General features: G+C 68.9%; 22 protein-coding genes. 9 read left to right on the top strand and 13 right to left on the bottom strand.

The annotated features are described in order from the left end of the window. Positions 1 to 50: 50 nt before the first annotated feature. The 3 genes from AB0F43_RS27460 to AB0F43_RS27470 form a co-directional block, all read right to left on the bottom strand. On the bottom strand, positions 51 to 1,268 hold the full coding sequence (locus AB0F43_RS27460; RefSeq protein ID WP_360482754.1) for an MFS transporter: 1,218 nt from the start codon (positions 1,266 to 1,268) through the stop codon (positions 51 to 53). A gap of 154 nt (positions 1,269 to 1,422) precedes the next feature. Further along, positions 1,423 to 2,169, bottom strand: a complete 747-nt coding sequence (locus AB0F43_RS27465; protein ID WP_360482756.1) for a 2-phosphosulfolactate phosphatase — start codon at positions 2,167 to 2,169, stop codon at positions 1,423 to 1,425. 72 nt (positions 2,170 to 2,241) lie between these two features. Beyond that, a complete protein-coding gene (locus AB0F43_RS27470) occupies positions 2,242 to 2,649 on the bottom strand; it encodes a DUF3151 domain-containing protein (protein WP_360482759.1) in 408 nt (135 codons plus the stop codon). 144 nt (positions 2,650 to 2,793) lie between these two features. Between AB0F43_RS27470 and AB0F43_RS27475 the strand changes: the two genes are divergently transcribed. Both AB0F43_RS27475 and AB0F43_RS27480 read left to right on the top strand, forming a co-directional pair. Then, positions 2,794 to 3,237 (top strand): HNH endonuclease, encoded by a 444-nt coding sequence (locus AB0F43_RS27475; RefSeq protein ID WP_360482762.1) that lies wholly within the window; start codon positions 2,794 to 2,796, stop codon positions 3,235 to 3,237. Between the two features lie 104 nt (positions 3,238 to 3,341). Next, positions 3,342 to 4,334: a type IV toxin-antitoxin system AbiEi family antitoxin domain-containing protein gene (locus AB0F43_RS27480; RefSeq protein WP_360482765.1), complete on the top strand. Its 993-nt coding sequence runs from the start codon at positions 3,342 to 3,344 to the stop codon at positions 4,332 to 4,334. Between the two features lie 66 nt (positions 4,335 to 4,400). Here the strand turns inward: AB0F43_RS27480 and fbaA are convergent, their stop codons facing one another. Both fbaA and AB0F43_RS27490 read right to left on the bottom strand, forming a co-directional pair. Next, positions 4,401 to 5,426 (bottom strand): class II fructose-bisphosphate aldolase, encoded by a 1,026-nt coding sequence (fbaA, locus tag AB0F43_RS27485; protein ID WP_360482768.1) that lies wholly within the window; start codon positions 5,424 to 5,426, stop codon positions 4,401 to 4,403. A gap of 183 nt (positions 5,427 to 5,609) precedes the next feature. Then, positions 5,610 to 6,329, bottom strand: coding sequence for a GntR family transcriptional regulator (locus tag AB0F43_RS27490; RefSeq protein WP_360482771.1), 720 nt, complete (start codon positions 6,327 to 6,329; stop codon positions 5,610 to 5,612). A gap of 139 nt (positions 6,330 to 6,468) precedes the next feature. On the opposite strand from AB0F43_RS27490, the gene AB0F43_RS27495 reads away from it, so the two are divergent. Continuing rightward, positions 6,469 to 7,488, top strand: a complete 1,020-nt coding sequence (locus tag AB0F43_RS27495; protein ID WP_360482773.1) for an SIS domain-containing protein — start codon at positions 6,469 to 6,471, stop codon at positions 7,486 to 7,488. A 346-nt stretch (positions 7,489 to 7,834) separates the two neighbouring features. Further along, the gene (locus AB0F43_RS27500) at positions 7,835 to 8,251 is read left to right on the top strand and encodes a VOC family protein (protein WP_360482776.1); all 417 of its coding nucleotides are present in this window, start codon (positions 7,835 to 7,837) and stop codon (positions 8,249 to 8,251) included. Positions 8,252 to 8,643: 392 nt separating this feature from the next. Here the strand turns inward: AB0F43_RS27500 and AB0F43_RS27505 are convergent, their stop codons facing one another. Further along, a complete protein-coding gene (locus tag AB0F43_RS27505; RefSeq protein ID WP_360482779.1) occupies positions 8,644 to 9,426 on the bottom strand; it encodes an IclR family transcriptional regulator C-terminal domain-containing protein in 783 nt (260 codons plus the stop codon). Positions 9,427 to 9,487: 61 nt separating this feature from the next. Between AB0F43_RS27505 and AB0F43_RS27510 the strand changes: the two genes are divergently transcribed. The 4 genes from AB0F43_RS27510 (at position 9,488) to AB0F43_RS27525 (ending at position 13,119) form a co-directional block, all read left to right on the top strand. Further along, the gene (locus AB0F43_RS27510) at positions 9,488 to 10,342 is read left to right on the top strand and encodes a CoA-transferase (RefSeq protein WP_360482781.1); all 855 of its coding nucleotides are present in this window, start codon (positions 9,488 to 9,490) and stop codon (positions 10,340 to 10,342) included. A gap of 19 nt (positions 10,343 to 10,361) precedes the next feature. Next, complete coding sequence (locus tag AB0F43_RS27515) at positions 10,362 to 11,090, top strand: CoA-transferase (protein ID WP_360483208.1); 729 nt, start codon at positions 10,362 to 10,364, stop codon at positions 11,088 to 11,090. Further along, positions 11,083 to 12,123, top strand: a complete 1,041-nt coding sequence (locus AB0F43_RS27520; RefSeq protein ID WP_360482784.1) for a maleylacetate reductase — start codon at positions 11,083 to 11,085, stop codon at positions 12,121 to 12,123. The genes AB0F43_RS27515 and AB0F43_RS27520 overlap by 8 nt, the downstream gene beginning before the upstream one ends. 111 nt (positions 12,124 to 12,234) lie before the next feature. Continuing rightward, complete coding sequence (locus AB0F43_RS27525; RefSeq protein WP_360482787.1) at positions 12,235 to 13,119, top strand: intradiol ring-cleavage dioxygenase; 885 nt, start codon at positions 12,235 to 12,237, stop codon at positions 13,117 to 13,119. Positions 13,120 to 13,190: 71 nt separating this feature from the next. Here the strand turns inward: AB0F43_RS27525 and AB0F43_RS27530 are convergent, their stop codons facing one another. The 3 genes from AB0F43_RS27530 to AB0F43_RS27540 all read right to left on the bottom strand — a co-directional run bounded on the left by AB0F43_RS27530 (position 13,191) and on the right by AB0F43_RS27540 (position 15,367). Further along, entirely contained in the window at positions 13,191 to 13,379 is a 189-nt protein-coding gene (locus AB0F43_RS27530) for a hypothetical protein (protein ID WP_360482790.1), read from the bottom strand. Between the two features lie 129 nt (positions 13,380 to 13,508). After that, the gene (locus tag AB0F43_RS27535) at positions 13,509 to 14,738 is read right to left on the bottom strand and encodes an alpha-amylase family protein (protein ID WP_360482793.1); all 1,230 of its coding nucleotides are present in this window, start codon (positions 14,736 to 14,738) and stop codon (positions 13,509 to 13,511) included. Continuing rightward, positions 14,735 to 15,367 (bottom strand): TrmH family RNA methyltransferase, encoded by a 633-nt coding sequence (locus AB0F43_RS27540; RefSeq protein ID WP_360483211.1) that lies wholly within the window; start codon positions 15,365 to 15,367, stop codon positions 14,735 to 14,737. Before AB0F43_RS27540 ends, AB0F43_RS27535 begins: the two co-directional genes overlap by 4 nt. Positions 15,368 to 15,427: 60 nt before the next feature. On the opposite strand from AB0F43_RS27540, the gene AB0F43_RS27545 reads away from it, so the two are divergent. Then, positions 15,428 to 16,135, top strand: a complete 708-nt coding sequence (locus tag AB0F43_RS27545) for a VTT domain-containing protein (RefSeq protein ID WP_360482796.1) — start codon at positions 15,428 to 15,430, stop codon at positions 16,133 to 16,135. Here the strand turns inward: AB0F43_RS27545 and AB0F43_RS27550 are convergent. The 4 genes from AB0F43_RS27550 to AB0F43_RS27565 all read right to left on the bottom strand — a co-directional run bounded on the left by AB0F43_RS27550 (position 16,125) and on the right by AB0F43_RS27565 (position 21,935). Further along, the gene (locus AB0F43_RS27550) at positions 16,125 to 17,351 is read right to left on the bottom strand and encodes a hypothetical protein (RefSeq protein WP_360482799.1); all 1,227 of its coding nucleotides are present in this window, start codon (positions 17,349 to 17,351) and stop codon (positions 16,125 to 16,127) included. The genes AB0F43_RS27545 and AB0F43_RS27550 overlap by 11 nt on opposite strands. Positions 17,352 to 17,373: 22 nt before the next feature. Next, on the bottom strand, positions 17,374 to 17,784 hold the full coding sequence (locus AB0F43_RS27555; protein WP_360482802.1) for a hypothetical protein: 411 nt from the start codon (positions 17,782 to 17,784) through the stop codon (positions 17,374 to 17,376). Positions 17,785 to 17,875: 91 nt separating this feature from the next. Beyond that, complete coding sequence (locus tag AB0F43_RS27560; protein ID WP_360482805.1) at positions 17,876 to 20,860, bottom strand: BTAD domain-containing putative transcriptional regulator; 2,985 nt, start codon at positions 20,858 to 20,860, stop codon at positions 17,876 to 17,878. Between the two features lie 217 nt (positions 20,861 to 21,077). Further along, entirely contained in the window at positions 21,078 to 21,935 is an 858-nt protein-coding gene (locus AB0F43_RS27565; protein ID WP_360482808.1) for a LemA family protein, read from the bottom strand. Positions 21,936 to 21,945: the final 10 nt, after the last annotated feature.

Raw genomic sequence — 21,945 nt, forward strand, 5'->3', positions numbered from 1 at the left:
GCTGGACACCGAGTATGCGGATCGGGTGTTCGGTGGAACAGACCTCGCGGTCAGTTCCGGTGGCCAGAACCGGACACCCTCACGACGAGGGCCATCAGCGTCGCGACCAACGCGGCCAGCAGCGCGACCGCGAAGCCGAAGTGGGCGTCGTAGGCGTCGACCACCCGGCCCCCGAACGCGGCCCCGAGGGCGATGCCGGCGGCGGCGCCTGAGTTCAGCCAGGTGAAGGCCTGATTGAGTACGGCGGACTCCACCTCAGACTCGGCCAGTACGGCGGACAGTGTCTGGAACGGAGCGATGGTCAAGCCAGGTAGAGCCAGCGCAATCCCAACAGCCAAAGGGGTTTCGACAGCCAGCAGAGGGATGGTGCTGACGGTGAGTGCCGCCAAGACGAGCACTAGTTGGTTGCGTGCGGACAGACGCCAACGCCTTGCGCCGTAGGCGAATCCGGCGATCAGCCCGACCAGACTGGTGATGCTGTACAGCGGTCCGGCGAGTGACGGTGTGCCACGACCGACGGCGTATGCGGTCACCGAGACCTGCATGCTGCCGAAGAAAATGCCGATACCGACGTTGGTGGCAACCAGCGCCAGAAAGCCCTTGTGCAGCAGGCGATCTGGGTCGCTCGTGGGATGACGCCTGACGGGCGATGGCGCCGTACTGCGCTGCACAGCCAAGGCGAGGCCACCGGCTAGCACGAGGCCCGTGGCGAGGGTTGAACCGGCAACCGGACTTCCGAATGAGCTGACGATGCCGATCAGCGCTGGGCCGACCATGAAGGCGATTCCGACGCTCAGGGACTCGAGGGCGAAGGCAGACGAGAGCAGGGGTGTGCCACGGAGTGCATGCGACCAGCGGGCGCCGGTCTGGGCCCCTAGCTGTGGTAGCGATCCGCCTGCCAGGACCCCTGCTGTGATGAGGGCCCAGAGCGGTGCGTGGGTGACCGTCAGGCCTATCAGCATGGCGACGGTTAGGGCATGCGCCAGGAGCGTGATCGGCAGCATGCGCGTCTGGCCGAAGCGGTCGATGAGACGGGCGACCTGCGGGCCTGCCAGTGCCTCGGCGACGGCGAAGCCGCCGGTCACGCTTCCGGCGGCGGCGTACGAGCCCGTGGATCCGTGGACCAGCCAGACGATGCCCAGACTGGTCATGGCGATACCGATCTTCGCCGGTATGGCCGCTGTGTAGAACTTCCACGCCCCGGGAGTACGCAGTACCGCTGCGTAGTTGGACGTGGGCGTGCTGATCCGTCCGGTGAGAGCCGGCACGGCGAGACCTTCCGCTGCCCGAAGGGGCGGGGGACCGACCGTGGGCGTCCAACTGCACCGGTCTGTCCTAGTCCGCCTACAACCGTCCATGTTCGGCAGGAAGCGGGGACGCACGCCGCCTGCCGGCTATGTCAACGGGCAGAAACCTCGTGGTTCAGGTTGACGCGAACATTCTACCGTTTCGCAGCACAGGCACCGAGCCGCTGCTGTCCACCTCCGCGGCGATCGCGACGTCTTCCGGGAAGCCGTACTGCGCGAGTTCGCGACCGCCGGCGGAGTCGTGCAGCAGGCTTGAGAGCTCGTTCTCTGCGTCTTTGAAGGCCGCCGCGGCAGCCCGTGCCTCCGGGGAGAAGCCGCCCACGTCGAGAGCGGCCAGAAAGCCGCCGGCACCCCAGAGGTCCTCGACGGCCGGCCGGAGGGAGCCGTCCTTCCAGCGCTCGCCTGCCGCGATCGCAACCACCTTGAGCTTCGGTTCCTCGGCGAGGCGCGCCTTGACCCAGGCCGCAGCGGCGAGCCGGTTGCGCAGCGAGACCGCGATGACAGTGCAGCCGGTGTCACTGAGTTGCTGCGCGATCGTCGACCCGTTGGGCGATGGCAAAACGAGCCGTTTGATGCCCTGCGCCTGACGGATGGTGACTGGCGACAGACTCACGTCGGTCGGGCCCGCTTCGGACCGGCCGACCGCGAGCACGGCGTCGTACTGCTGGGCGTAGGCAACGGCAGTCTCGTCGCGCCAGCGGTACGGGTACACGTCGATGCCCAGATCGGTGGCGACCGTCACGGCTGTCGTGAAGGACAGCACGTCCACTACGGCCACGATGGTGCCGGCGACCGCTGCGGCGCCGACCGGCCCCCAGTCGAAGCCGACTCTGAAACCGTCTTGCGCGTAGGGGCTGGCCACCCGACGGATCATGCCGTCGAGCGACCAACCCCACAACTCGGTTTCAGCTCAGCGCGCCGCAACCAACCAGGTTCAGCTCAGGGCGTCCGCTGCAGTGGGCGACGAGTCACGCAGGAAGGTTGCGCAGCGCTCGGCCTCGTCCTTCTCCTCGATGATCGCGGCAGCCTTGCCCAGCGTGGCCAGGCAGCGCAGGAAGCCACGGTTCGGCTCGTGCTCCCACGGGATCGGGCCGTGCCCCTTCCAGCCGTTGCGGCGGAGCAGGTCCAGACCGCGGTGGTAGCCGGTCCGGGCGAACGCGTACGCCTCGATCGTGCGCCCGTCCGCCAGCGCCGCCTCGGCCAGCTCACTCCAGGCCAGCGACGACGTGGGGAACTTGGCCGCGACGTCCACCGCGGCGGCCCCGGCGGCGAGTTCCGCCGCGGCCGGGTCTACGGGGAGTAGTGTCTCGGGTGGACCTGAGAGCAGATTGTTCAATTCCATAAGCACATCTTCGCCGATCACGCAGCCGTACCGGCACGTGACCGTCTGACGAAATCCGTTGACCGTTCACCGATCGGCCACGGATGCTTGAGACCCTGCGTCAAACCGCCGTGGTTCCCAGCTACGGCCGGAAGGAGGCACCGGATGAGCGTCATCGTCCTGAACGCGTCGTACGAGCCGCTGCACACCGTGTCGATCCAGCACGCCATCCGGATGCTGGTCCGCGAGGTCGCAGTGGTGGAAGAGGCGCACGGAGAGCGGACCATCGGCCCTTTTCCGGTCCCCCGCGTACTGCGCCTGGTGCGGTACGTGGTGACGCACTGGCGCTACGCGGCCGGGCGGATGAAGTACAGCAAGCACGGAGTGTTACGACGGGACAAGTTCCGGTGCGCGTACTGCGGTCTGGACAACGCCGACACCATGGATCACGTCCAACCGAGATCCAGGGGCGGCCGCACCGAGTGGCTGAACGCCGTGGCCGCCCATGCCTCCTGCAACGAGCGGAAAGGCAACCGCACCCCCAGCGAGGCCGGCATGCCGCTCCTCTGGCAACCCTGGGTTCCAACCCGCGCGGAGCTCGTCATCTGAACATGACGGGCTTTTTTCATGCCCGCTGTCCACACTCCATGCCGGCTGTCCACAGTTTCGAAGAGGTCGTGAGATCGGGGGTGTGATCACGGCACCTTCTAGGCATGAACCCTCAACTCGCTGTGATGGCCATGATCCGCGGCGGGGTGTTCACCCGTGCCGACGCGCGCGCCTGTGGCTACCCCGACCCGGACATCGACTCCCTGCTGGACACCGGCGGCTGGCGCCGGATCCGGCCGGGCACCTATGCCGCGCGCCGGACGCTCACGCTCGTCACCGATGAGGTCCTGCACCTGCGCAAGGTCTACCGCGTGCTCCGCTCGAGCGGTCCGGCGGTCTTCGCCAGCCACCAGTCGGCGGCGGCCCTGCATGCCCTGCCGCTCTGGGGCCTCGACCTGTCCCGCGTGCACGTCACCGCGCCGTACGGTCGCTCGGGCTGCGTGGGCGGCGTGCACCGCCACATCCGTGACCCCGTCGGCCCCGGCATCCAGATCTGGAACAGACTGCGGATGGTCTCCCCGGCCCGGGCCGTCGTCGAGGTGGCCGCGACCTCACCCCCGGCGCCCGCCGTCGTCCTGACCGAAGCCGCTCTGTACGCCGGTTTGGTCACCAGCCGCTCACTCAAACGTGCAGTGACCGACCACGGCAACGAACGTGCCGTCAAGACGATCTCGCGCGCCGGCCTGGAGTCCGCCTCGGTGGCGGAGTCCCGGCTCCGACTCATCCTGGCCGACGCCGGCCTGCCTGCACCCTCATCTGCTCCCCCACCAGACCCGGATGCGCCGGACAGCACCGGCAGCGGTACGGCGAGCTCCCCCGGGCTCACGGATGCCTTGTGGTTCCCCGACGAGCGCACCGTGATCGAGTTCGAGCCGCGATTCCCCTTCTGGTGCGAGGAGTCCGAGCCGGACGAGGAGTCAGCCGCAACTGTTGCGGCGCCCGATCCGACGGCACCAGAACCGCTCGAACACTGCTGGATCACGTGGGCCGACCTCGACGATCCACGGCTCGTCGTCGACCGTGTCCGCGCCAGTTTCACCCGAGCTTCCCGCCGTACCGGCGTCAGGCATTTCGATCTTGCCCGAGCCCGGATGTGAGTGGGGGGCCCACCGCATCGAGCGGTGAGCCCCTCGAAACCCCAGATCTGTCAGGAGAAACAGATGTCAGGCGTTCAGCGACGTACCCGTGGAGCGGAGGCTCTCGCACGCTTCGGCGACGCGCTTGGCCATGCCCTCCTCGGCCAGCTTGCCCCAGGCGCGCGGGTCGTAGGCCTTCTTGTTGCCGACCTCGCCGTCCACCTTCAGCACACCGTCGTAGTTGGTGAACATGTGGGCAGCGGCCGGCCGGGTGAACGCGTACTGCGTGTCGGTGTCGACGTTCATCTTGATCACGCCGTTGTCGACGGCGGCGCGGATCTCCTCCAGGGTCGAGCCGGAGCCGCCGTGGAAGACCAGGTCGAACGGGCGCTCCTTGCCGACCTTGGCGCCGACCTGGTCCTGGATCTCCTTCAGGATCTCCGGCCGCAGCTTGACCGCACCCGGCTTGTAGACGCCGTGCACGTTGCCGAAGGTCAGCGCGGTGATGTAGCGGCCGTTCTCACCGGTGCCGAGCGCCTCGACCGTGGCCAGGCCGTCCTCGACGGTGGTGTAGAGCTTCTCGTTGATCTCGTGGGCGACACCGTCCTCCTCACCGCCGACGACACCGACCTCGATCTCGAGCACGATCTTGGCCGCGGCCGTCTTGGCCAGCAGGTCCTTGGCGATCTCGAGGTTCTCCTGCAGCGGCACGGCCGAGCCGTCCCACATGTGCGACTGGAACAGCGGGTTCTCGCCGCGGGCGACCCGCTCGGCGGAGATCTCCAGCAGCGGCCGGACGAAGCCGTCCAGCTTGTTCTTCGGGCAGTGGTCGGTGTGCAGCGCGATGTTCACCGGGAAGTTCTTGGCGACCTCGTGCGCGTACGCCGCCAGCGCGACCGAACCGGTCACCATGTTCTTCACGGTCGACCCGGACAGGTACTCGGCGCCGCCGGTGGAGACCTGGACGATGCCGTCCGAGCCCGCCTCGGCGAAACCGCGAATCGCGGCGATCAGCGTCTGCGAGGAGCTGACGTTGATGGCCGGGTAGGCGAAGCGGTTCTGCTTGGCCTTGTCCAGCATCTCGGCGTAGACCTCAGGGGTGGCAATAGGCATGTCTCGCGGTACTCCTCACAACACAGTTCATGGGGGTTGAGCTCCAGTATCACCGCCGGGCACCTCGTCGTACCCGGCGGCCCGCCTGCCGGACCGGCCAGGCGGCCGGGGAGCGATCGGCAGGGATGCAGACCAGTTGATGAACAGGACCGGTCCAGTTGGTGGCGATCCGATGACGTCGGCTCAGGCCGAGCCAGACCTCGGACCGCGCGGGGTCAGGGCCATGTGCAGCCGGTAGCGGTCGGCCCGGTAGGCCGACCAGGACAGTTCGACGACCTTGCGGCCGGCGAAGGTGGTGCGCTCGAGGACCAGCAGGGGTGCCCGCCTGGCCACGCCGAGAACCCGGGCGACATGACCGTCGGCGTTGTCCGCCCGGACGGTCTGCTCGCCGGAGGTGACGACGACGTCGTACTCGCTGGCGAAGACGTCGTACAGGGTGCCGAGCTCACGGCCGAGCAGGCCGGGGAAGAGCGCGGACGGGTAGTAGCCGACCTCGTACGCCATCGGCGAGGCGTCGGCGGTGCGGAGCCGTTCGACCCGGATCACCTTGGTGCCCTTGCCGACCCGCAAGCCCTTCGCGGTCTCGTCGGAGGCCTCGATCTCGGTGGCCGACAGCACCACCGTGCCGGGCTCCAGGCCACGGGCCCGCATCTCCCGGGAGAACGAGGTGAGGTGCAGCTGGGAGTCGACCTGGGGACCGGTGACGAACGTCCCCTTGCCGTGCACGCGTTCCAGCGCCCCGGACTCGACCAGGTCGCTGATCGCCTGCCGGACGGTCACCCGGGAGACGTTCAGCTTGTCCACCAGGGCGCGTTCGGAGGGGATCGGGTCCCCGGGGTGCAGCTCGACATCGATCAGCCGTTCCAGTACCGATCGGACCTGGGCCCGCTTGGTCGCCACCATCGAATCTCGATCCTCCAGACCTGGGCGGGTCTCGGGGGTGCCCCGGGACGCCGCTCACTGCTATCGTGCGCAGCATACCTGTTAAGACCAGATAGGACCAGTGATCGTAGTGGTGTCTGTCCCCGCTCAGGAAACCCAGATGGCGCGCGAGATCGCCGAGCAGCCGGCCGCGCTGGCGGCCACGTTCGAGCACGTCCTACCTCTGCGGCACGACATCACCCGGCTGGCCGCGGGGCGCCGGCACGTGATCTTCGTGGCCCGCGGGTCGTCCGACAACGCGTGTGTGTACGGCCGCTACCTGACCGAGATCCACGCCGGCCGGCAGGCGTCCCTGGCAGCCCCCTCGGTGGCCACCCTGTACGGCGCCAACCTCGACCTGTCCAACTCGCTGGTGGTCGCGGTCAGCCAGTCCGGCGCGACCCAGGAGATCGTCGACACGGCCGAGTGGGCCAAGCGCAACGGCGCGGCCGTCGTCGGCATCACCAACGACGGCAACAGCCCGCTGGCGTCGACCGCCGACGTCGCGCTGATCACCCAGGCCGGGCAGGAGCTCGCCGTACCGGCGACCAAGACCTACACGACCCAGCTCGCCGCGATCACCGTCGCCGTCGACGCACTGGCGCAGAAGCCCGGCACGCTGGACGCCGACATAGCCCGCGTTCCGGACGCCGCCGCCAAGATGCTCGAGGGCTCGGTCGAGGAGGCCGCGGAGCTCCTCGCGGGTGCGCACGACGTACTGGCCAGCGGTCGCGGACTGACCTTCGGCACCACGCTCGAGGTCGCGCTCAAGCTGGAGGAGACCTGCCTGCAGCCGGTCCGCGGCCTGTCGTACGCCGACCTGAAGCACGGGCCGATCGCGGTCGTCGACGCGGACCTGGTCACCATCCTGGTCGCGGCCGGCGAAGGCCCCGCGCTGCCCGGCATGACCGAGCTGGCCGGCGTCGTCCGCGAGAAGGGCGGCAAGATCCTCGGCATCGGCGGCGACTCCACCTTCGCCTCCCGCTGCGACGTCAACCTGGCCGGCCCCGACCTCCCCGAGACCCTCGCCCCACTCGCCCTCGTCATCCCCGCCCAGCGAGCCATCGAGTCCCTGGCCCGCAAACTAGGCCTCGACCCCGACGCCCCCCGAGGCCTCCGCAAGGTAACCCAAACCGACTAACCCAGCACCCGGCTCCCGCACCCGCGAGCTCGCCCGCTGGATCCCGCGAGCTCGCCCGCTGGACCCGGCGGGGCGCCCGCATGCACCTGTCGCACCCGCTCAAGCACAACCGCTGACGTTCGGTGCTCGTCACCCGTCCGGCGACGGAAAGCTGCGCACCCACCCTCACGAGGGTAAGGAGTGCCGAACGGCAGCTACCTGCAGCGGAACCATCCCGCACAGTTGCAACCACGCCAGCCACAGCAACTCCTCGAAAAGTCGTCAGTCAAAGTGCTCATTCGGTGAGCACTTTGGCTGGAATCGTGGTGGTCATCAACCGGGAAATCACCGAGGAAGGACCACTGAAATGTTGCGAGGATTCGCCACCGTCAGCTTCTACGCCGCCGACATGCACGCCGCCCGGGAGTGGTACACGGAACTGCTCGGCCTCGAGCCGTACTTCGCCGTACCGAACGCGGACAACCCGGCTTACCTCGAATGGCGGTTCGGCGACTTCCAGTGCGAGCTCGGGATCATCAACGCGAAGTACGCGACCCATCCGGTCGGCAACGGCCCGGCCGGCGCGGTGATGCAGTGGCACGTCGACGACCTGGAAGGCGAACTCGAGCGCCTGCTGTCCCTCGGCGCAACCCTGCTCGAGGCGATCACCGAACGCGGCGACACCGGCTTCCGGACCGCGCTGGTAGTCGACCCCTTCGGCAACATCATCGGCATCATGAACAACCCCCACTACCTACAAATCCTCGCCGACCTGAAGTCCTGACCCCCGCCGGCAGCTACCTACAACTCCTACAGGTAGCTGCCGCGCGCAAGCTCCCGTTAACTGCCGCGCGCAGGCTTCTGCTAACTGCCGCGCACAATCTCCTGCTGGCCGGCATCGCCGCGGCCAGTTCACGCATCAGGTCGGCGCCGGTTGGCGAACCAGGCCGCCCGGCGCCGGACCCCACCACAGCGCCTCCACCACAGCGCGTCCGCCTCCGCCTCCGCCACAGCGCGTCCGCCTCCGCCTTCGCCCACAGCGCCTCCGCCACCGCGCTTTGCATTGGCCTTCGCCTTGGCCTTGGCCATCGCCTTCAAGGCAATCGCGAGCCGGCGCCGTGGCGCGCGGTGGAGGTGGATGCTTCGGCTGGCGTCGGTTTGTGGGTGGGTTTGGGGTTAGAGGTGGCCGCGGTGGGTGAGGGCGATGGTTATTTGGGTGGCGGTGGAGTGGAGGTGGGGGAGGACGGTGGTGCGGAGGGAGGTGGGGGTGGAGCGGGAGGCGTGGGCGGAGACGTTGAGGGCGGCGATGGTTCGGCCTCGGGCGTTGTGGATGGGGGCTGCTATGGAGCGGAGGCCCAGTTCCAGTTCCTGGTCGACGAGGGCGTAGCCGTCGGTGCGGGCGCGGATGATGACCTCGCGGAGCTGGTCGGCTGACGTGATGGTGCGGTCGGTGAGGGGTTCGGGTTCGACGGACGAGAGGTAGGCGGTCAGTTCGTCGTCGGGGAGGCCGGCCAGCAGGACGCGACCCATGGAGGTCGCGTACGCCGGGAGGCGGGCGCCGACGCCGAGGGCGACGGTCATGATCCGACTGGTCGGGACGCGGGCGACGTACACGATGTCGGGGAGGTCGAGGGTCGCGATGGAGCAGGACTCGCGGGTCTGGGCGCTGAGCTCCTCCATGAACGGTCCGGCGAGTTCGCCGAAGTCCAGCGACGACAGGTAGGCCCAGCCGAGGGCGAGTACGCGCGGGGTCAGCGAGAACCGGCGGCCGTCGCTGCGGACGTACCCGAGCTCCTCCAGGGTGAGCAGGATCCGGCGCGCCGTCGCGGGCGTGATGCCGACGTCGCGGGCGACTTCGCTGAGCGTCAGCGAGGGCGCGTCCGCCGAGAACGCGCGGATCACCGCGAGCCCACGCTCCAGTCCTTGCAGGAACGTACCCGTGGACGCCTCACCGGCCATCGGCTAGCCTTTTCGTTGAAAGAAGAACTTTTCGCTAAGCGAAATCGTAGTGGAGCAGCGCATGCCAAGTCCAGTTCCACTCGGCGAAGCGATCGCGGCCCAGGTGCACGACGGCGACACCGTGGCGCTCGAAGGTTTCACCCACCTGATCCCGTTCGCGGCGGCCCACGAGATCGCCCGGCAAGGTCGGCGGCACCTGACGCTCGTCCGGATGACGCCTGATCTCGTCTACGACCAGCTGATCGGGCTGGGGGTCGCGGACGAGTTGGTGTTCTCGTACGGCGGGAATCCGGGCGTCGGCTCACTTCACCGGCTTCGGGACGCGGTGGAGAGGCACTGGCCGCACCGGCTCATCGTTCATGAGCACAGTCATGCCGGGCTCGCCAATGCGTACGTCGCCGGTGCGGCTCGACTGCCGTTCGCCGTACTGCGGGGATACCGCGGGACGGATCTGGAGGAGCAGACGGACATCATCAGCCGGGTCACCTGCCCCTTCACGGGTGAGGAGTTGGCCGCGGTGAAGGCGGTGAACCCGGATGTGACCGTGATCCACGCACAGTTGGCGGACCGCGACGGGAACGTGATGCTCTGGGGGATCACCGGCGTACAGCGTGAGGCGGTGCTGGCGGCGAAGCGGGCGATCGTCACCGTGGAAGAGGTGGTGGACGAGTTCCCGGAGCGCACGGGCGCGGTGGTGCTGCCGAACTGGGTGCTGTCGGCGGTGTGCGTCGTGCCGGGCGGCGCATGGCCGTCGTACGCCGCTGGGTACTCGGTCCGAGACAACGACTTCTACAAGCAATGGGACACGGTGTCGCGCGACCGGACCGCGTTCCTGCAATGGGCCCAGCAGAACGGCTTGCCGGCTGGGCGACCAGGGCCGATGGGTGGGGAGTGGGAGGTGGGGGCACGTGAGTGAGACGTGGGGTAGCGCGGACATGATGAATGTGGCGGCTGCGCGGGAGTTGAGTGACGGGGATGTGTGCCTCGTGGGCGTGGGGCCGCCTAACCTTGCGGCGAACTTGGCGCGGCGAACGCATGCGCCGAACTGCCGGCTGGTCTATGAGTCCGGGGCGATCGACGCCAAACCGCGCAGGTTGCCGCTGTCGATCGGGGACGACGATCTGGCGGCGACGGCGACCGCGGTGGTGTCGGTGCCGGAGATGTTCAACTACTGGGTCGGGGCCGGGCGGATCGACGTCGGGTTCCTCGGAGCCGCGCAGATCGATCGGTACGGGAACATCAACACGACCGTGATCGGAGAGCACGGCGATCCGAAGACCCGGCTGCCCGGTGCGGGTGGTGCCCCGGAGATCGCGGCCGCGGCCGGGCGGGTGATCGTGATCGTGAAGCAGTCGCCGCGCACGTTCGTCGAGCGGGTCGACTTCGTCACGTCGGTCGGTTACGGCCCGACCGGACGCGAACGCCGAGCTCCCGGCGCCGGTCCCACCCTCGTCATCACCGATCACGGCGTACTCGAGCCGGATCCGGAGACCAACGAGCTCACCCTGACCAGACTCCACCCGGGCGTGACCGTCGCGCAGGCCCGCGAGGCGACGGGATGGGACCTGAAGGTGGCCGACAGCATCAAACAGGTCGACCCGCCGACCGACGTTGAGCTGACAACCCTCCACCGGCTTCGCGATCGGGAGGACCTCGATGCCTGAACCAGCCGAAGGATTCGTGCACACGTTCCTGCCCGGTCGGGTGGTGCTCGGTGCCGGGACGCTGGACCGGGTGCCGGTCGAGGTCGGTCTGCTGGGGGTATGGCGAGTGCTGCTGATAGCGACCAGCTCGGCCCGGGACGCGGCGGATGTGGTCGTGACCGGACTGCAGGGTCGGTTCGCGGGCCGGATCGACGGTGTGACTCAGCATGTCCCGACTGAGGTCGCGGAGGCGGCCCGTACCAAGGCCCGCGTCGACGACGCCGACGGGTTGGTGGCGATCGGAGGTGGGTCGGCGATCGGCCTGGCCAAAGCCGTCGCGCTGACGAGCGGGCTGCCGATCGTGGCGGTGCCGACGACGTACGCGGGCTCGGAGATGACACCGGTCTGGGGCGAGACGGCCGGAGGCAGCAAAACCACGGGGATGGACCCGAAGGTGCTGCCGAGGACAGTGGTGTACGACGCCGTGCTCAGCCAGCACCTGCCGAAGACAATCACGGCGGCCAGCGTCGCGAACGCGCTCGCGCATTGTGTGGAAGCCGTCTGGACACCGAAGGCCGATCCGATCGCCGAGACCATGGCGGTCGAAGGCGCACGAGCACTCGCCACCGGACTGCGCCGAGTCCTCGAAGCACCCACCGACTTAGATGCCCGAAGCAACCTTCTGTACGGCGCCTGCCTGGCGGGCTCGGCCTTCGCGAGTGCTGGGTCAGACCTGCACCACAAGCTCTGTCACTACCTCGGCGGCACCTACAACCTCCCCCACGCGGAGACCCACGCGGTAGTCCTCCCTCAGATCGCCAGGGTCAAGATCGCCGCCGTACCGCGAGCGAAGGCCCGGCTGGAGGAGGCACTCCAGACAGAGGACCTGGCGGCCGGCCTGTTCGACCTGTTCGCCGAGGCCGGTATCCCGACCAGCTTGAAGGAGCTGGGCCTCACCCGGGAGCAGGCGCAGGAAGCCGCGCGAGTCTTCGACGCCGACGACATCCTCACCCGCGCCTGGCACGGAACCAGGCCGGAAGGAGAGACCGGATGAGATCCGCCAACATCCCGGACGCGGTCCGCACCCCGGTCGGCAAGCTGGGCGGCACGGCCTGGCCACACTCTGCATCGGCGTGGGCCAGGGCCTGGCGATGGTGATCGAAGCATGAGGAGCACCCAGATGGACCTGCAAGGCGACGAACTGACCGAGGCGGTGGTGGCCAGCTTCGACCACAGCACCGACGCGCGCACGAAGACCGTCATGAGTGCGTTGGTACGCCATCTGCACGCGTTCGCACGGGAGGTGGAGCTGACCGAGGACGAGTACTTCACCGCGATCGACTTCCTCACCCGGACCGGCCAGATCTCGACCGGCACCAGACAGGAGTTCGTCCTGCTGGCCGACGTACTCGGGCTGTCGATGGTGACCGTTGGCCTGAGCAACCGCAAGCCGGCGGAGGCCACGCAGTCGACGGTGTTCGGCCCCTTTTTCGTCGAAGGATCACCGGAAGTCGAACTGGGCGGCGATATCGCGAACGGCGCTCCCGGACGGCCCTGCCTGGTGACAGGGCGCGTCCTGAACACGAAGGGCGAACCAATCGCCGGAGCACTGGTCGAGACCTGGCAGGCCGATGAGGAAGGGTTCTACGACGTCCAGAAGGATCTCGACCGCCCGCAGAACCGAGGCCATCTGACAACCGATGACGAAGGCAACTACGCGTTCTGGGCGGTGAAGCCGGTCGCCTACCCGATCCCGGACGACGGCCCGGTCGGCGAGCTGCTCCGGGCCGGGGGCCGCGGCCCGATGCGCCCGGCCCACATCCACTTCATGGTCACCGCTCCCGGGTACGCCCGGCTCATCACTCACGTGTTCGCGGCCGGTGACGAGTACCTCGCCAACGATGCGGTCTTCGGCGTCAAGGACTCCCTCATCGCCGACTTCACCGAACGCCCGGCCGGCACACCTGCCCCGGATGGCAAGACCCCTGACCAGCCCTACTACACCGTCGGCTACGACTTGGTGCTCGCCACCACCGAGGAGACGCAGTGATCAGCACAGCTGTCCTCGTCAACCGGGCGCGGGAGATCCCCGACGTACTCCAGCAGGACCTTGTCAGGCTGCTAGGCCGCTGAGGTTGTCTGGGCCTCCCGGAGGATCTGGTCGAGGATCGCCGCGATCTCGGCGGTTTCCGCGTCGAGCAGGGTGATCAGGGCCACCCGCGACGTTTCCGTGCGCGCCTCGAGTGCCGCCGCGCTCAGGGCGCGCACGGTCCCGAGCTCGTGGATCAGTTCGTCCCACAGAGAACTCATCAACTACCCCCTATTCCCGTCACAAACCCAGTACGACATGCACGATGCACGCCGCCCCGCCCGAGTTGGGGCTGACTTTGGTCGAGAAGTCTCACTTCCGTCTCAACAACGCTGGGACGGCCGCCGAGGTTACGGAGTTGTCAGCAATCTCCAGCTGTGCGCCGGCACGAGCAGCGGATCAGCCGTGTGCTCCAGCGCCGTCAGCCCCGCCGCGTCGACGTCGAACCGATGGGCGTCGTCCGAGATGTTGAGCAGCAGGAGCACCTCACCGCCGCCGGTGGTCCGGAGGGCGATCAACTCGTTGGCGAGGTGCTCGACCTTCGTGCGTCCACGGGTGAGGGCAGCGCGCCGCCGTACGCCGATCAAGTGCTGGTGCAGCCGGTACGTCGGCCAACCCTGCGGAGCGAGCCGGTCGGGCGTCTCCGGGAACGCCGGACGGATCGCGTCGTCCCCGCCGGCCCGGTCCTCCTTCACACCACGGAACGCCTGCTCGTCCCCGGCGTAGATGCTCGGTACGCCGCCGACCGCGAACAGGATCGCGAGCGCGTGCCCGAGATGCCGCTCGTCGTCGAGGCGGGTGGCGATGCGAGTCACATCGTGATTGCCGACGAAGGTCTGCGGCACGAACGTGTCGAGCAGATCCTCGTGCCGGCCGAGGGCGTAGGCGAGTTCGAAGAAGTTGCGATCGTTCAGCGAGCTCCAGATCGCCTTCCACAGTTCGTACTGGGTGACCGAGTCGAGCCCGCTCTCGGCGACATACCCCGCGTAGTCGCCGTGAATGACCTCGCCGAAGAACCAGGCGTCCGGGTACTGCTCCCGCGGCAACACCTCCCGCCAGAACTCCGGCGGTACGGCGTACGCCACGTCGAGCCGCCATCCGTCGACACCGCGGCCGAGCCAATGAGACAAGACGTCCCTGACGTACTGCGCGACAGCCGGCTGACCGTGGTCCAGCGCGACCAGGGGCTCGTGTCCTTCGAAGGTGTCGAGCGAGCCGTCGTCGCGACGGCGGAACCATTCCGGCGGCGCCTCGAACGATCGCGCGACATGATTGAAGACGCCGTCGAGCGCGATGCGCAACCCGCGGCGCTTCGCCTCGGCGACGAGCCGGTCGAAGTCGGCGTCGTCCCCGAGCCGCGGATCGATGCGGAAGTGGTCCACAGTGTCGTAACCGTGGGTCTCGGAGGCGAAAACCGGTCCGAGCAGCAGGCCTGAGCAACCAAGTTCGATCGCGTAGTCCAGCCAGTTCTCCAACTGGGCCAGCCGATGGACGACACCGAGCCGAGAGGTTGCCTCGGCACCGGTGAAGCCCAGTGGGTACACCTGCCACCAGATCGCGTGCTCAGCCCACCTGGTCATGGCTTCTGCCCGAAGGTGTGGCGGCGGATCCACGCGTGCAGAGCGATGGCGGCGGCCGCGCTGGCGTTGATCGAGCGGGTCGAGCCGAACTGGGCGATGGAGAGGACGCCGGTGCAGATCGCGTGGGCCTCGGCGGTCAGGCCGGGGCCCTCCTGACCGAACAGGAGGACGCAGGCGGCGGGGAGCTCGTAGGTCTCCAGCGGGACCGAGCCGGGCAGGTTGTCGATCCCGATCACGGGCAGGTCGTGCTCCGCGGCGTACGACGCCAGGTCCTCGAGGCTGGGGTGGTGGCGGACATGCTGGTAACGGTCGGTGACCATCGCGCCCCGGCGGTTCCACTTGCGGTTGCCGACGATGTGGACCTCGGCGGCGAGGAAGGCGTTCGCAGTCCGGACAACCGAGCCGATGTTCAGATCGTGCTGCCAGTTCTCGATCGCGACGTGGAACGGGTTCCGCTGCCGGTCCAGATCAGCGACGATCGCCTCGAGCTTCCAGTAGCGGTACTTGTCGACCACGTTGCGTCGATCACCGGCCGCGAGCAGCTCCGGATCCAGCCGCGGATCATCGGGCCACTCACCCTCCCACGGCCCCACTCCGACCTCGTTCGGCCCGACCAGGTCGGCACCGATGAGGTCCCGCTTCGAGTCTCCACCAAGCTCACGCACAGGTTGGGACGCTACCCTGTCCGCGTGCTTCCTCTTGTCGCGATGCTGATGCCGAACTGGATGGACCCGGAGTACCTGCTGACCTGGCTGGGCGACTGGTCACTCTGGGGTACGGCCGCGGTCGTGTTCATCGAGTGTGGGCTGCTGTTCCCGATCCTGCCCGGTGACTCGCTGTTGTTCGCCGTCGGCCTGTTCATCGCGCACGGCACGATCGACGTACCGCTGTGGCTGGCCTGCGTGATCCTGACCGTCGCGGCCTTCCTCGGCAACGTGTCCGGCTACTACATCGGCCGGGTGCTCGGGACCACGCTGTTCACCAACCCGAACGCGCGGTTCCTGAAGCCGAAGTACATCGTGCAAACGCATGAATTCTTCGAGAAGTACGGCCCGCGGGCGCTGGTGCTGGCCCGGTTCGTCCCGATCGTCCGGACCTTCATCACGGTCGTGGCCGGCGCCGGCAGGATGGACCCGAGGAAGTTCTTCCTCTGGACCGGTGTCGGCGCGGTCCTGTGGGCCACCGGCCTCACCCTCCTCGGCCACGCCCTCGGCCAGGTGAAGTTCATCCACGAGCACCTCGAGTCGGCGATCCTCCTCATCGTGCTCATCTCGGTGGTCCCGATGTTCGTCGAGTGGTTCCTGGCCAAGCGCCGCGCCCGCGCCGCCGCCGCGGCCCTGGCGGCCCCGGCCGACGCCGCGCCGAAGCACGCGGCGACGAATCACGTCAACGACTGACCTCGCGCAGCCGGGCCAGGCAGAGCTCCAGCGGAACCGACGGCACCCCCTGCCCGAGCGTCTCGAACCGCTCCCCGGCCAGTAACCGCTGTACGTCGTCCGGCCTGATCCGGGCGTGCCTGCTGACGAACTGCCGCTCGGAAACATCGATCCGTACGTCGAGCTCTCGCATCGGCGCGTCGATCCGGGAGAGGCCGTAGAACTCGGGCTTGGCGCCCTTCTCCAGCCAGCGGCCGTACCCGAGCACGGTGGTCTCGATCCGGACCTCCCGCATGGCCGCGCTGATCAGGCCGAGCTCCTCCCGCAGCTCGCGCTCCATCCCGGCCGCCACGACATCGGTCAGCCGGTCGCGCCCCGCGAGATCCAGCGGCTCGAGGCTGCCGGAACCACTCGGCGCCACCAGCCCCGCGGACGACCGCGACGCCGCGCCCTGATGAACCAGGACCATCCAGCCGTCGGAGGTCAATGCGACCGTCGAGACGCCGACTTGATTGCCTAGCTCGGTGGCGTTCAACGGGATCAACCGCCCGTCATCGGCGATCAGGTGCCGGGTGATGTCCGCCACGGCTCGGCCGAGCCGTCGGCTCATCCACTGGTGACCGGCCAGGTAGTTCGACGCCATCACGTCGAAGTACCGGACCGGCTGCAGGTGGACCGGGCCACCGGCCGGGTCCGGATCCTCACAGAGCCCGATGTTCAGCCCGTCGAACGGCGGCGACGACGTCCGCGACCGCTGCGACCGGGCCAGCGCGATCACGGCCGGTTTGATCGCCGCCAGGTCGGGTGGGAGCGAGTACGGACGCTGGTCGAGGACGAACGGCCGGTCCAGGCTGCGGTCGACCGACCGGCTGGTCACGACACGGCCCTGCGAACAGCGGACGACCTCCCAGTCACCGTCCAGCACGACCTCGGGAATCGGGTGGTCGATCGTGTAGAGGTCCCGGAGCTCCCGCCGTACGTCGACCCAGTCGCTGACCAGCGGGATCAGGCCCAAAACCGCGAGCACGATCGCGATGACTCCGGTGCCGAGGCTGTCCACTCCGAGCGCGAGCACACCGATGAGCGACAACGTCGTACCGGCGACCACCGCCCAGTTCTTCGCCAGCAGCAGTCGAGCCCAGCCCCAGGAAGCCGAGAACCGGTGCTGGAGCCACAGGCGAGCGCCGTGGCGGATCGGCTGGGCTGGGGCCGGAGTGGCGGTGTCGAGATCTCCCACGAGGGGTAATTATCAGGGCCGGTCAGTGACCGAAGGGGAAGTGGGGGTTGGACCAGACCCAGTCGGTGGTGAGGTCGGTGAGCGGGGCTACTTCGACCGGGCCTTGTAGCAGCGGGCCGACCACCCGACCGGAACCGAGTGAACAGGCCACCCGGATCCGGTCTGCCGCCTGGTACCAGACCAGCGCCCCCCGTGGCGCCGCCCCCTCCTGCAGCAGGGCGTGGTGGTCGAGCCACCGCACCGCATCGGCCGGATCGTGCCAGCCGCTGTCCTGGGCGTAGCCGAACGCCATCCGCTGGAACTTCAGCGGCCAGTCCTGCCAGGCCGTCGATCCCACCCGTTCCAGCTGCCAGTTCAGCGCCGCCTCGGTCTCCCGCGGGTTCGCCACCCGCGCCGGCGTCCGGCGCTCCACGACAACCTCCCCCCAGGCCATAGCTGACCCCTCCCCGAGTCCCCCGAACCCGCCGGCCTGTGTTGCCGTGGTGAGTCACATACTGTCCGACGGGAATACACCCGCCGTACATTCAGCCCGCGGCCGTCGTGGTGTCGAAGGTGGCGAGCTCACGGCGGCACTCGGCGGCGCGGACGTCGTTGCCGGCCTGCTGCCAGACCCGGGCCGCGCGATCGAGAGTACGGCGGGCCGAGTCGAGATTCCCGGTGGACAGGTAGAGCTGGCCGAGGTGCTGAGCGGCCTGCCCTTCGACGCTGCGGTCGCCGAGCCGGTGACCGATGTCGATCGAGTCCAGCAGCATCTTCCGCGCCGCCGCCACCTCGCCGCGCTCCATCAGCGTCTGCCCGAGGTCGGCCCTCGTGTACGCCGCGCAGTGGTCGTCGCCCATGCCGTTGAAGATCGCCAGGGCCGTCCGCAACTGCCGAACGGCCTGGTCGTACTTCCCCTGCCGGGACCGGAGCGCTGCGATCCGCCGTCGTACCTTCGCCTCCCGGTGGCTGTCGACCCGCCGTACGGCGATCAGGAACGCCTCGGCCAGATAGCGCCCTGCCATCATCGTGTCGCCGCGCGCCAGCCAGACGTTCGCGATCGCGGTCCGGGCCAGCGCTTCGGCGTTCGCGTTGCCGACCTCGACGAACGCCTCGACCGCCTTCTCGTACTGCCTCAGCCCCTCGTCCGGCCGGCCGCGCTCACGCAGCCAGGTCCCGAGACCGACCGCCGCGATGCCCTCGCCGAGCCGCTCGCCGACCTCCGCCGACAGCCGCGCGGCCGCGTCCAGATGCCGCCAGGCCGTGTCCCAGTCGTCCTGGTACAGCGCGAGCTGGCCGAGGTTTCGGTGCATGATCGCCTCGCCGCGCCGGTCCCCGCAGGCCATCGCACTGAGCAGCCCCTGCTGGTGCGACTCGTTCCAGTCGTCGAAACCGGCCCGCATGTCCAGGTACGGCGCCCACGCGGACGCGATCCGCCAGGCATGGTCGTGCAACCCGTTCTGCGCCGCGGCCCGGATCGCGGGGACGAACGTACTGCGCTCACTGTCGAACCACGCGATCGCGTCGGTCTCGGTGAACGGCGACGGATCCGGACCGGTCACCGGTCCGGTGTGCTCGATCACGCCGAAGTACTCGAAGGCCAGCGCTTCGTTGGCCCGGCGCATCTTGGTCAGGATCGCGTCCAGCACGGTGGTCACGTCCCGGACCGCCTGCGCGTTCTGCTCCTGGTCGCCGACCCCGATCGCGTGCAGCCGGAGCAGGTCGTGGACCCGGTAGCGCGCCGTACCGCGGTGGTCGACCGAGCTGATCCGGACCAGGTTGACCTCGATCAGCCGGTCCAGACTGCGTCGTACGGCGGCCGGCGACGCGACCGCCTCGAGCGCGCGGGCGGAGAACACCCCGACGGCGAAGTGACCGATCAGCCGGTAGAGCCTGGCCTCCTCCGGGCTGAGCGCGTCGTAGCTGAGATCGGCACTCGTGCGGACGGCGAGCTCACCGATACTCAACTCGTCCAGCCGGGAGGTCTCGTCGCGCAACCGCCGGGCCAGCTCCCGCGGACTCAGGTCCGGCCGCTGTGCCAGCCGGCTGCCGACGATCCGGATCGCCAGCGGCAGGTTCGCACAGGCGGCCAGGATCTCCTCGGCCGCGGGCGACGTACGGTCGACGCGCCCGGCGCCGGCGACCAACTCGAGCAGCGTGGCCGCCTCGACGTCGTCGAACGTGTCCAGCGGCAGGCTGTCCGCACCGGCCAGATCCATCAACCGGTTGCGGCTGGTGATGACGACCGCGGACGCACCCGTACCCGGCATCAGCGGCGTGACCTGACTCGCCGTCGCCACGTCGTCGAGGATGATCAGCACCCGGCGGCTGGCCAGCTCGGAGCGCAGCATCGCCGACCGCCGCTCGGGGTCGGTGGGGATCGCGTAGTCGGGCAGGTTGAGGCTGAGCAGCAGATCGGTCAGCGCTGCCGCCGGATCCCGCGGCTGGGTCGCTCCGTGCATGTCCAGGTAGATCTGACCGTCCGGGAACGACTCACGGACCAGATGCCCGAGCCGGACCGCGAGCGATGTCTTCCCGGTGCCGGGTGCGCCCGAGATGACCGCGACCGGTGGACGCACCGGGTCGCGGCCGCAGACCAGGTCGCGCAACTGCTCGAGCTGCTGCTGCCGGCCGCTGAAGTCGGGCAGGTCGAGCGGCAGCTGGCTCGGCGGACGCAGCGGATCCGTCAGCTCCGGCGCCGCCATCGGTCCCGGCCGTACGATGTCGGGCCCAGGGCGTTCCGGCGTACGCGCGGCCGGGATCCCGGGGTTCGGCCAGTTGGCCGAGCGGCCGTTCTGTGCGCGGACACCGGCGGCCTCGAGCTCGGGTCCAGGCTCGATGTCGAGCTCGTCGGCCAGGGTCTGCACCGCCTTGGCGTACGCCGCTCGGGCTTCACCGACCCGCCCGGCGGCCAGGAGCGCGTCGACGAGTCGCCGCCAGAGCTGCTCGTCGTACGGGTCCTCCGTGAGGCGCGCACTGAGCAGAACCGCGGCGCCACTCGCATCACCGTGCTCCAGCCGGAGGTCCAGGAGTGTGTCGACCAGGCCGCGGTGCTGCGCCTCCAGGCGGGCGAGTGAGCCCTCCCACGCGGCCGGGATCGACAGATCCTCGAGCGGGCGGCCACGCCAGAGCGCGTACGCCCGCGACAGGACCTGCATGGCCTGGCGACCCTCGCCGGCGTCGCGGAGGTGGCCGCCTTCCGCGAGCAGCGACTCGAACAGGCTGGCGTCCAGCTCGTCGACGCCGACCTCGATGCTGTAGCCGGCGGCGGACGTGTCGATCGGCGCGGGTAGCCCGGCCTCCTGCAGGACCCCGCGCAGGGCTCGGACGTAGGTGCGGATGTTCGCCGTAGCGGAGCGTGGCGGACTGCTCTCCCAGAGCGCGTCGGCGATCAGATCGGTCGAGACGAACCGGTTGGGGTGCAGCAGCAACGTCGCCAGCAGCTGACGCGGCTTGGCGGCCCGGAGCGGCTGACCCTGGACATGGGCGAGGCGCAGAGGTCCGAGGATTCCGTACCTCAGACTGTCCACTTGCCTGCCCTCTCCCACTGTTGAACCGACCTATCGTGGCATCCCTGCGTACCCCTCCGGAAGGGCGATGTACGCCGGATGTATCTCACTGCGGCAGTGTTGACCCCGGTACCGGGGGGAGGGCAGGCCTGGGAGCGGCGACTGACCGCCGTCGCACCCGGGTCTGGCACTGGTAGTGAGTTCGGGGTCGGGGGTCCCGAACCACGGGGAACCGGTGCTAATGGCCACCGGTGAACGGCGGCTGTCCGTCCTGCGGGCTGGGGGAACCCGCAGGCGGGCCGCCCACCGGTGGCTGGCCTTGGTGCTGACCCGGCTGGCCCTGGTACTGACCCGGCTGGCCCTGGTACGGCGCCTGGACCGGCTGACCCGGCTGCTGGTAGCCGGGGAACTGGGGCTGGGCCTGGTAGCCGCCCTGGTCACCCGGAATCTGCGGCTGGATCTGCCCCGACGAGTGCGGCCCGGGCCGCATCTGCGGCGGCGTCTGCTCACCGGCGACCGAGCCGATGGTGCCGAACGAGACCTGCGGGACCGAGCGCACCTGCTCGTCGTTGATCTCGAAGTAGCCGGCCTTCTCGAACTTGAAGCCGTTCGCGATGAGGTTCGACGGGAACGCCTCGACCCGGGTGTTGTAGTCACCCACGTTGGCGTTGAAGAACCGCCGGCCGGCCGCGATCCGGTCCTCGGTGTCGGTCAGCTCGCGCTGCAGGTTGAGGAAGTTCTGGTTCGACTGCAGCTGCGGGTACGCCTCGACCGAGACCATCAGCTGACGCAGCGCACCGGACAGCTCGCTCTCCGCCGCGGCCCGCTGCTCCGGCGCGGCACCCTGCACGTTCACCGCCTGGGTCCGCAGCCGGGCCACCTCCTCGAACACGTGCCGCTCGTGTGCGGCGTACGCCCGGACGGACTCGACCAGGTTCGGGATCAGGTCGTACCGGCGGTGCAGCTCGACGTCGATCTGCCGCCACGACTCCTGGATCAGGTTCCGCTGCTTGACGAACCGGTTGTACGACACGATCAGCGCGATTCCCACAATCACGACGACCGCGACGATCGCGATGATGACGAAGCTCAGCATTCCCCTGCTC

The organism is Kribbella sp. NPDC023972 (assembly GCF_040639075.1).
Taxonomy (GTDB): domain Bacteria; phylum Actinomycetota; class Actinomycetes; order Propionibacteriales; family Kribbellaceae; genus Kribbella.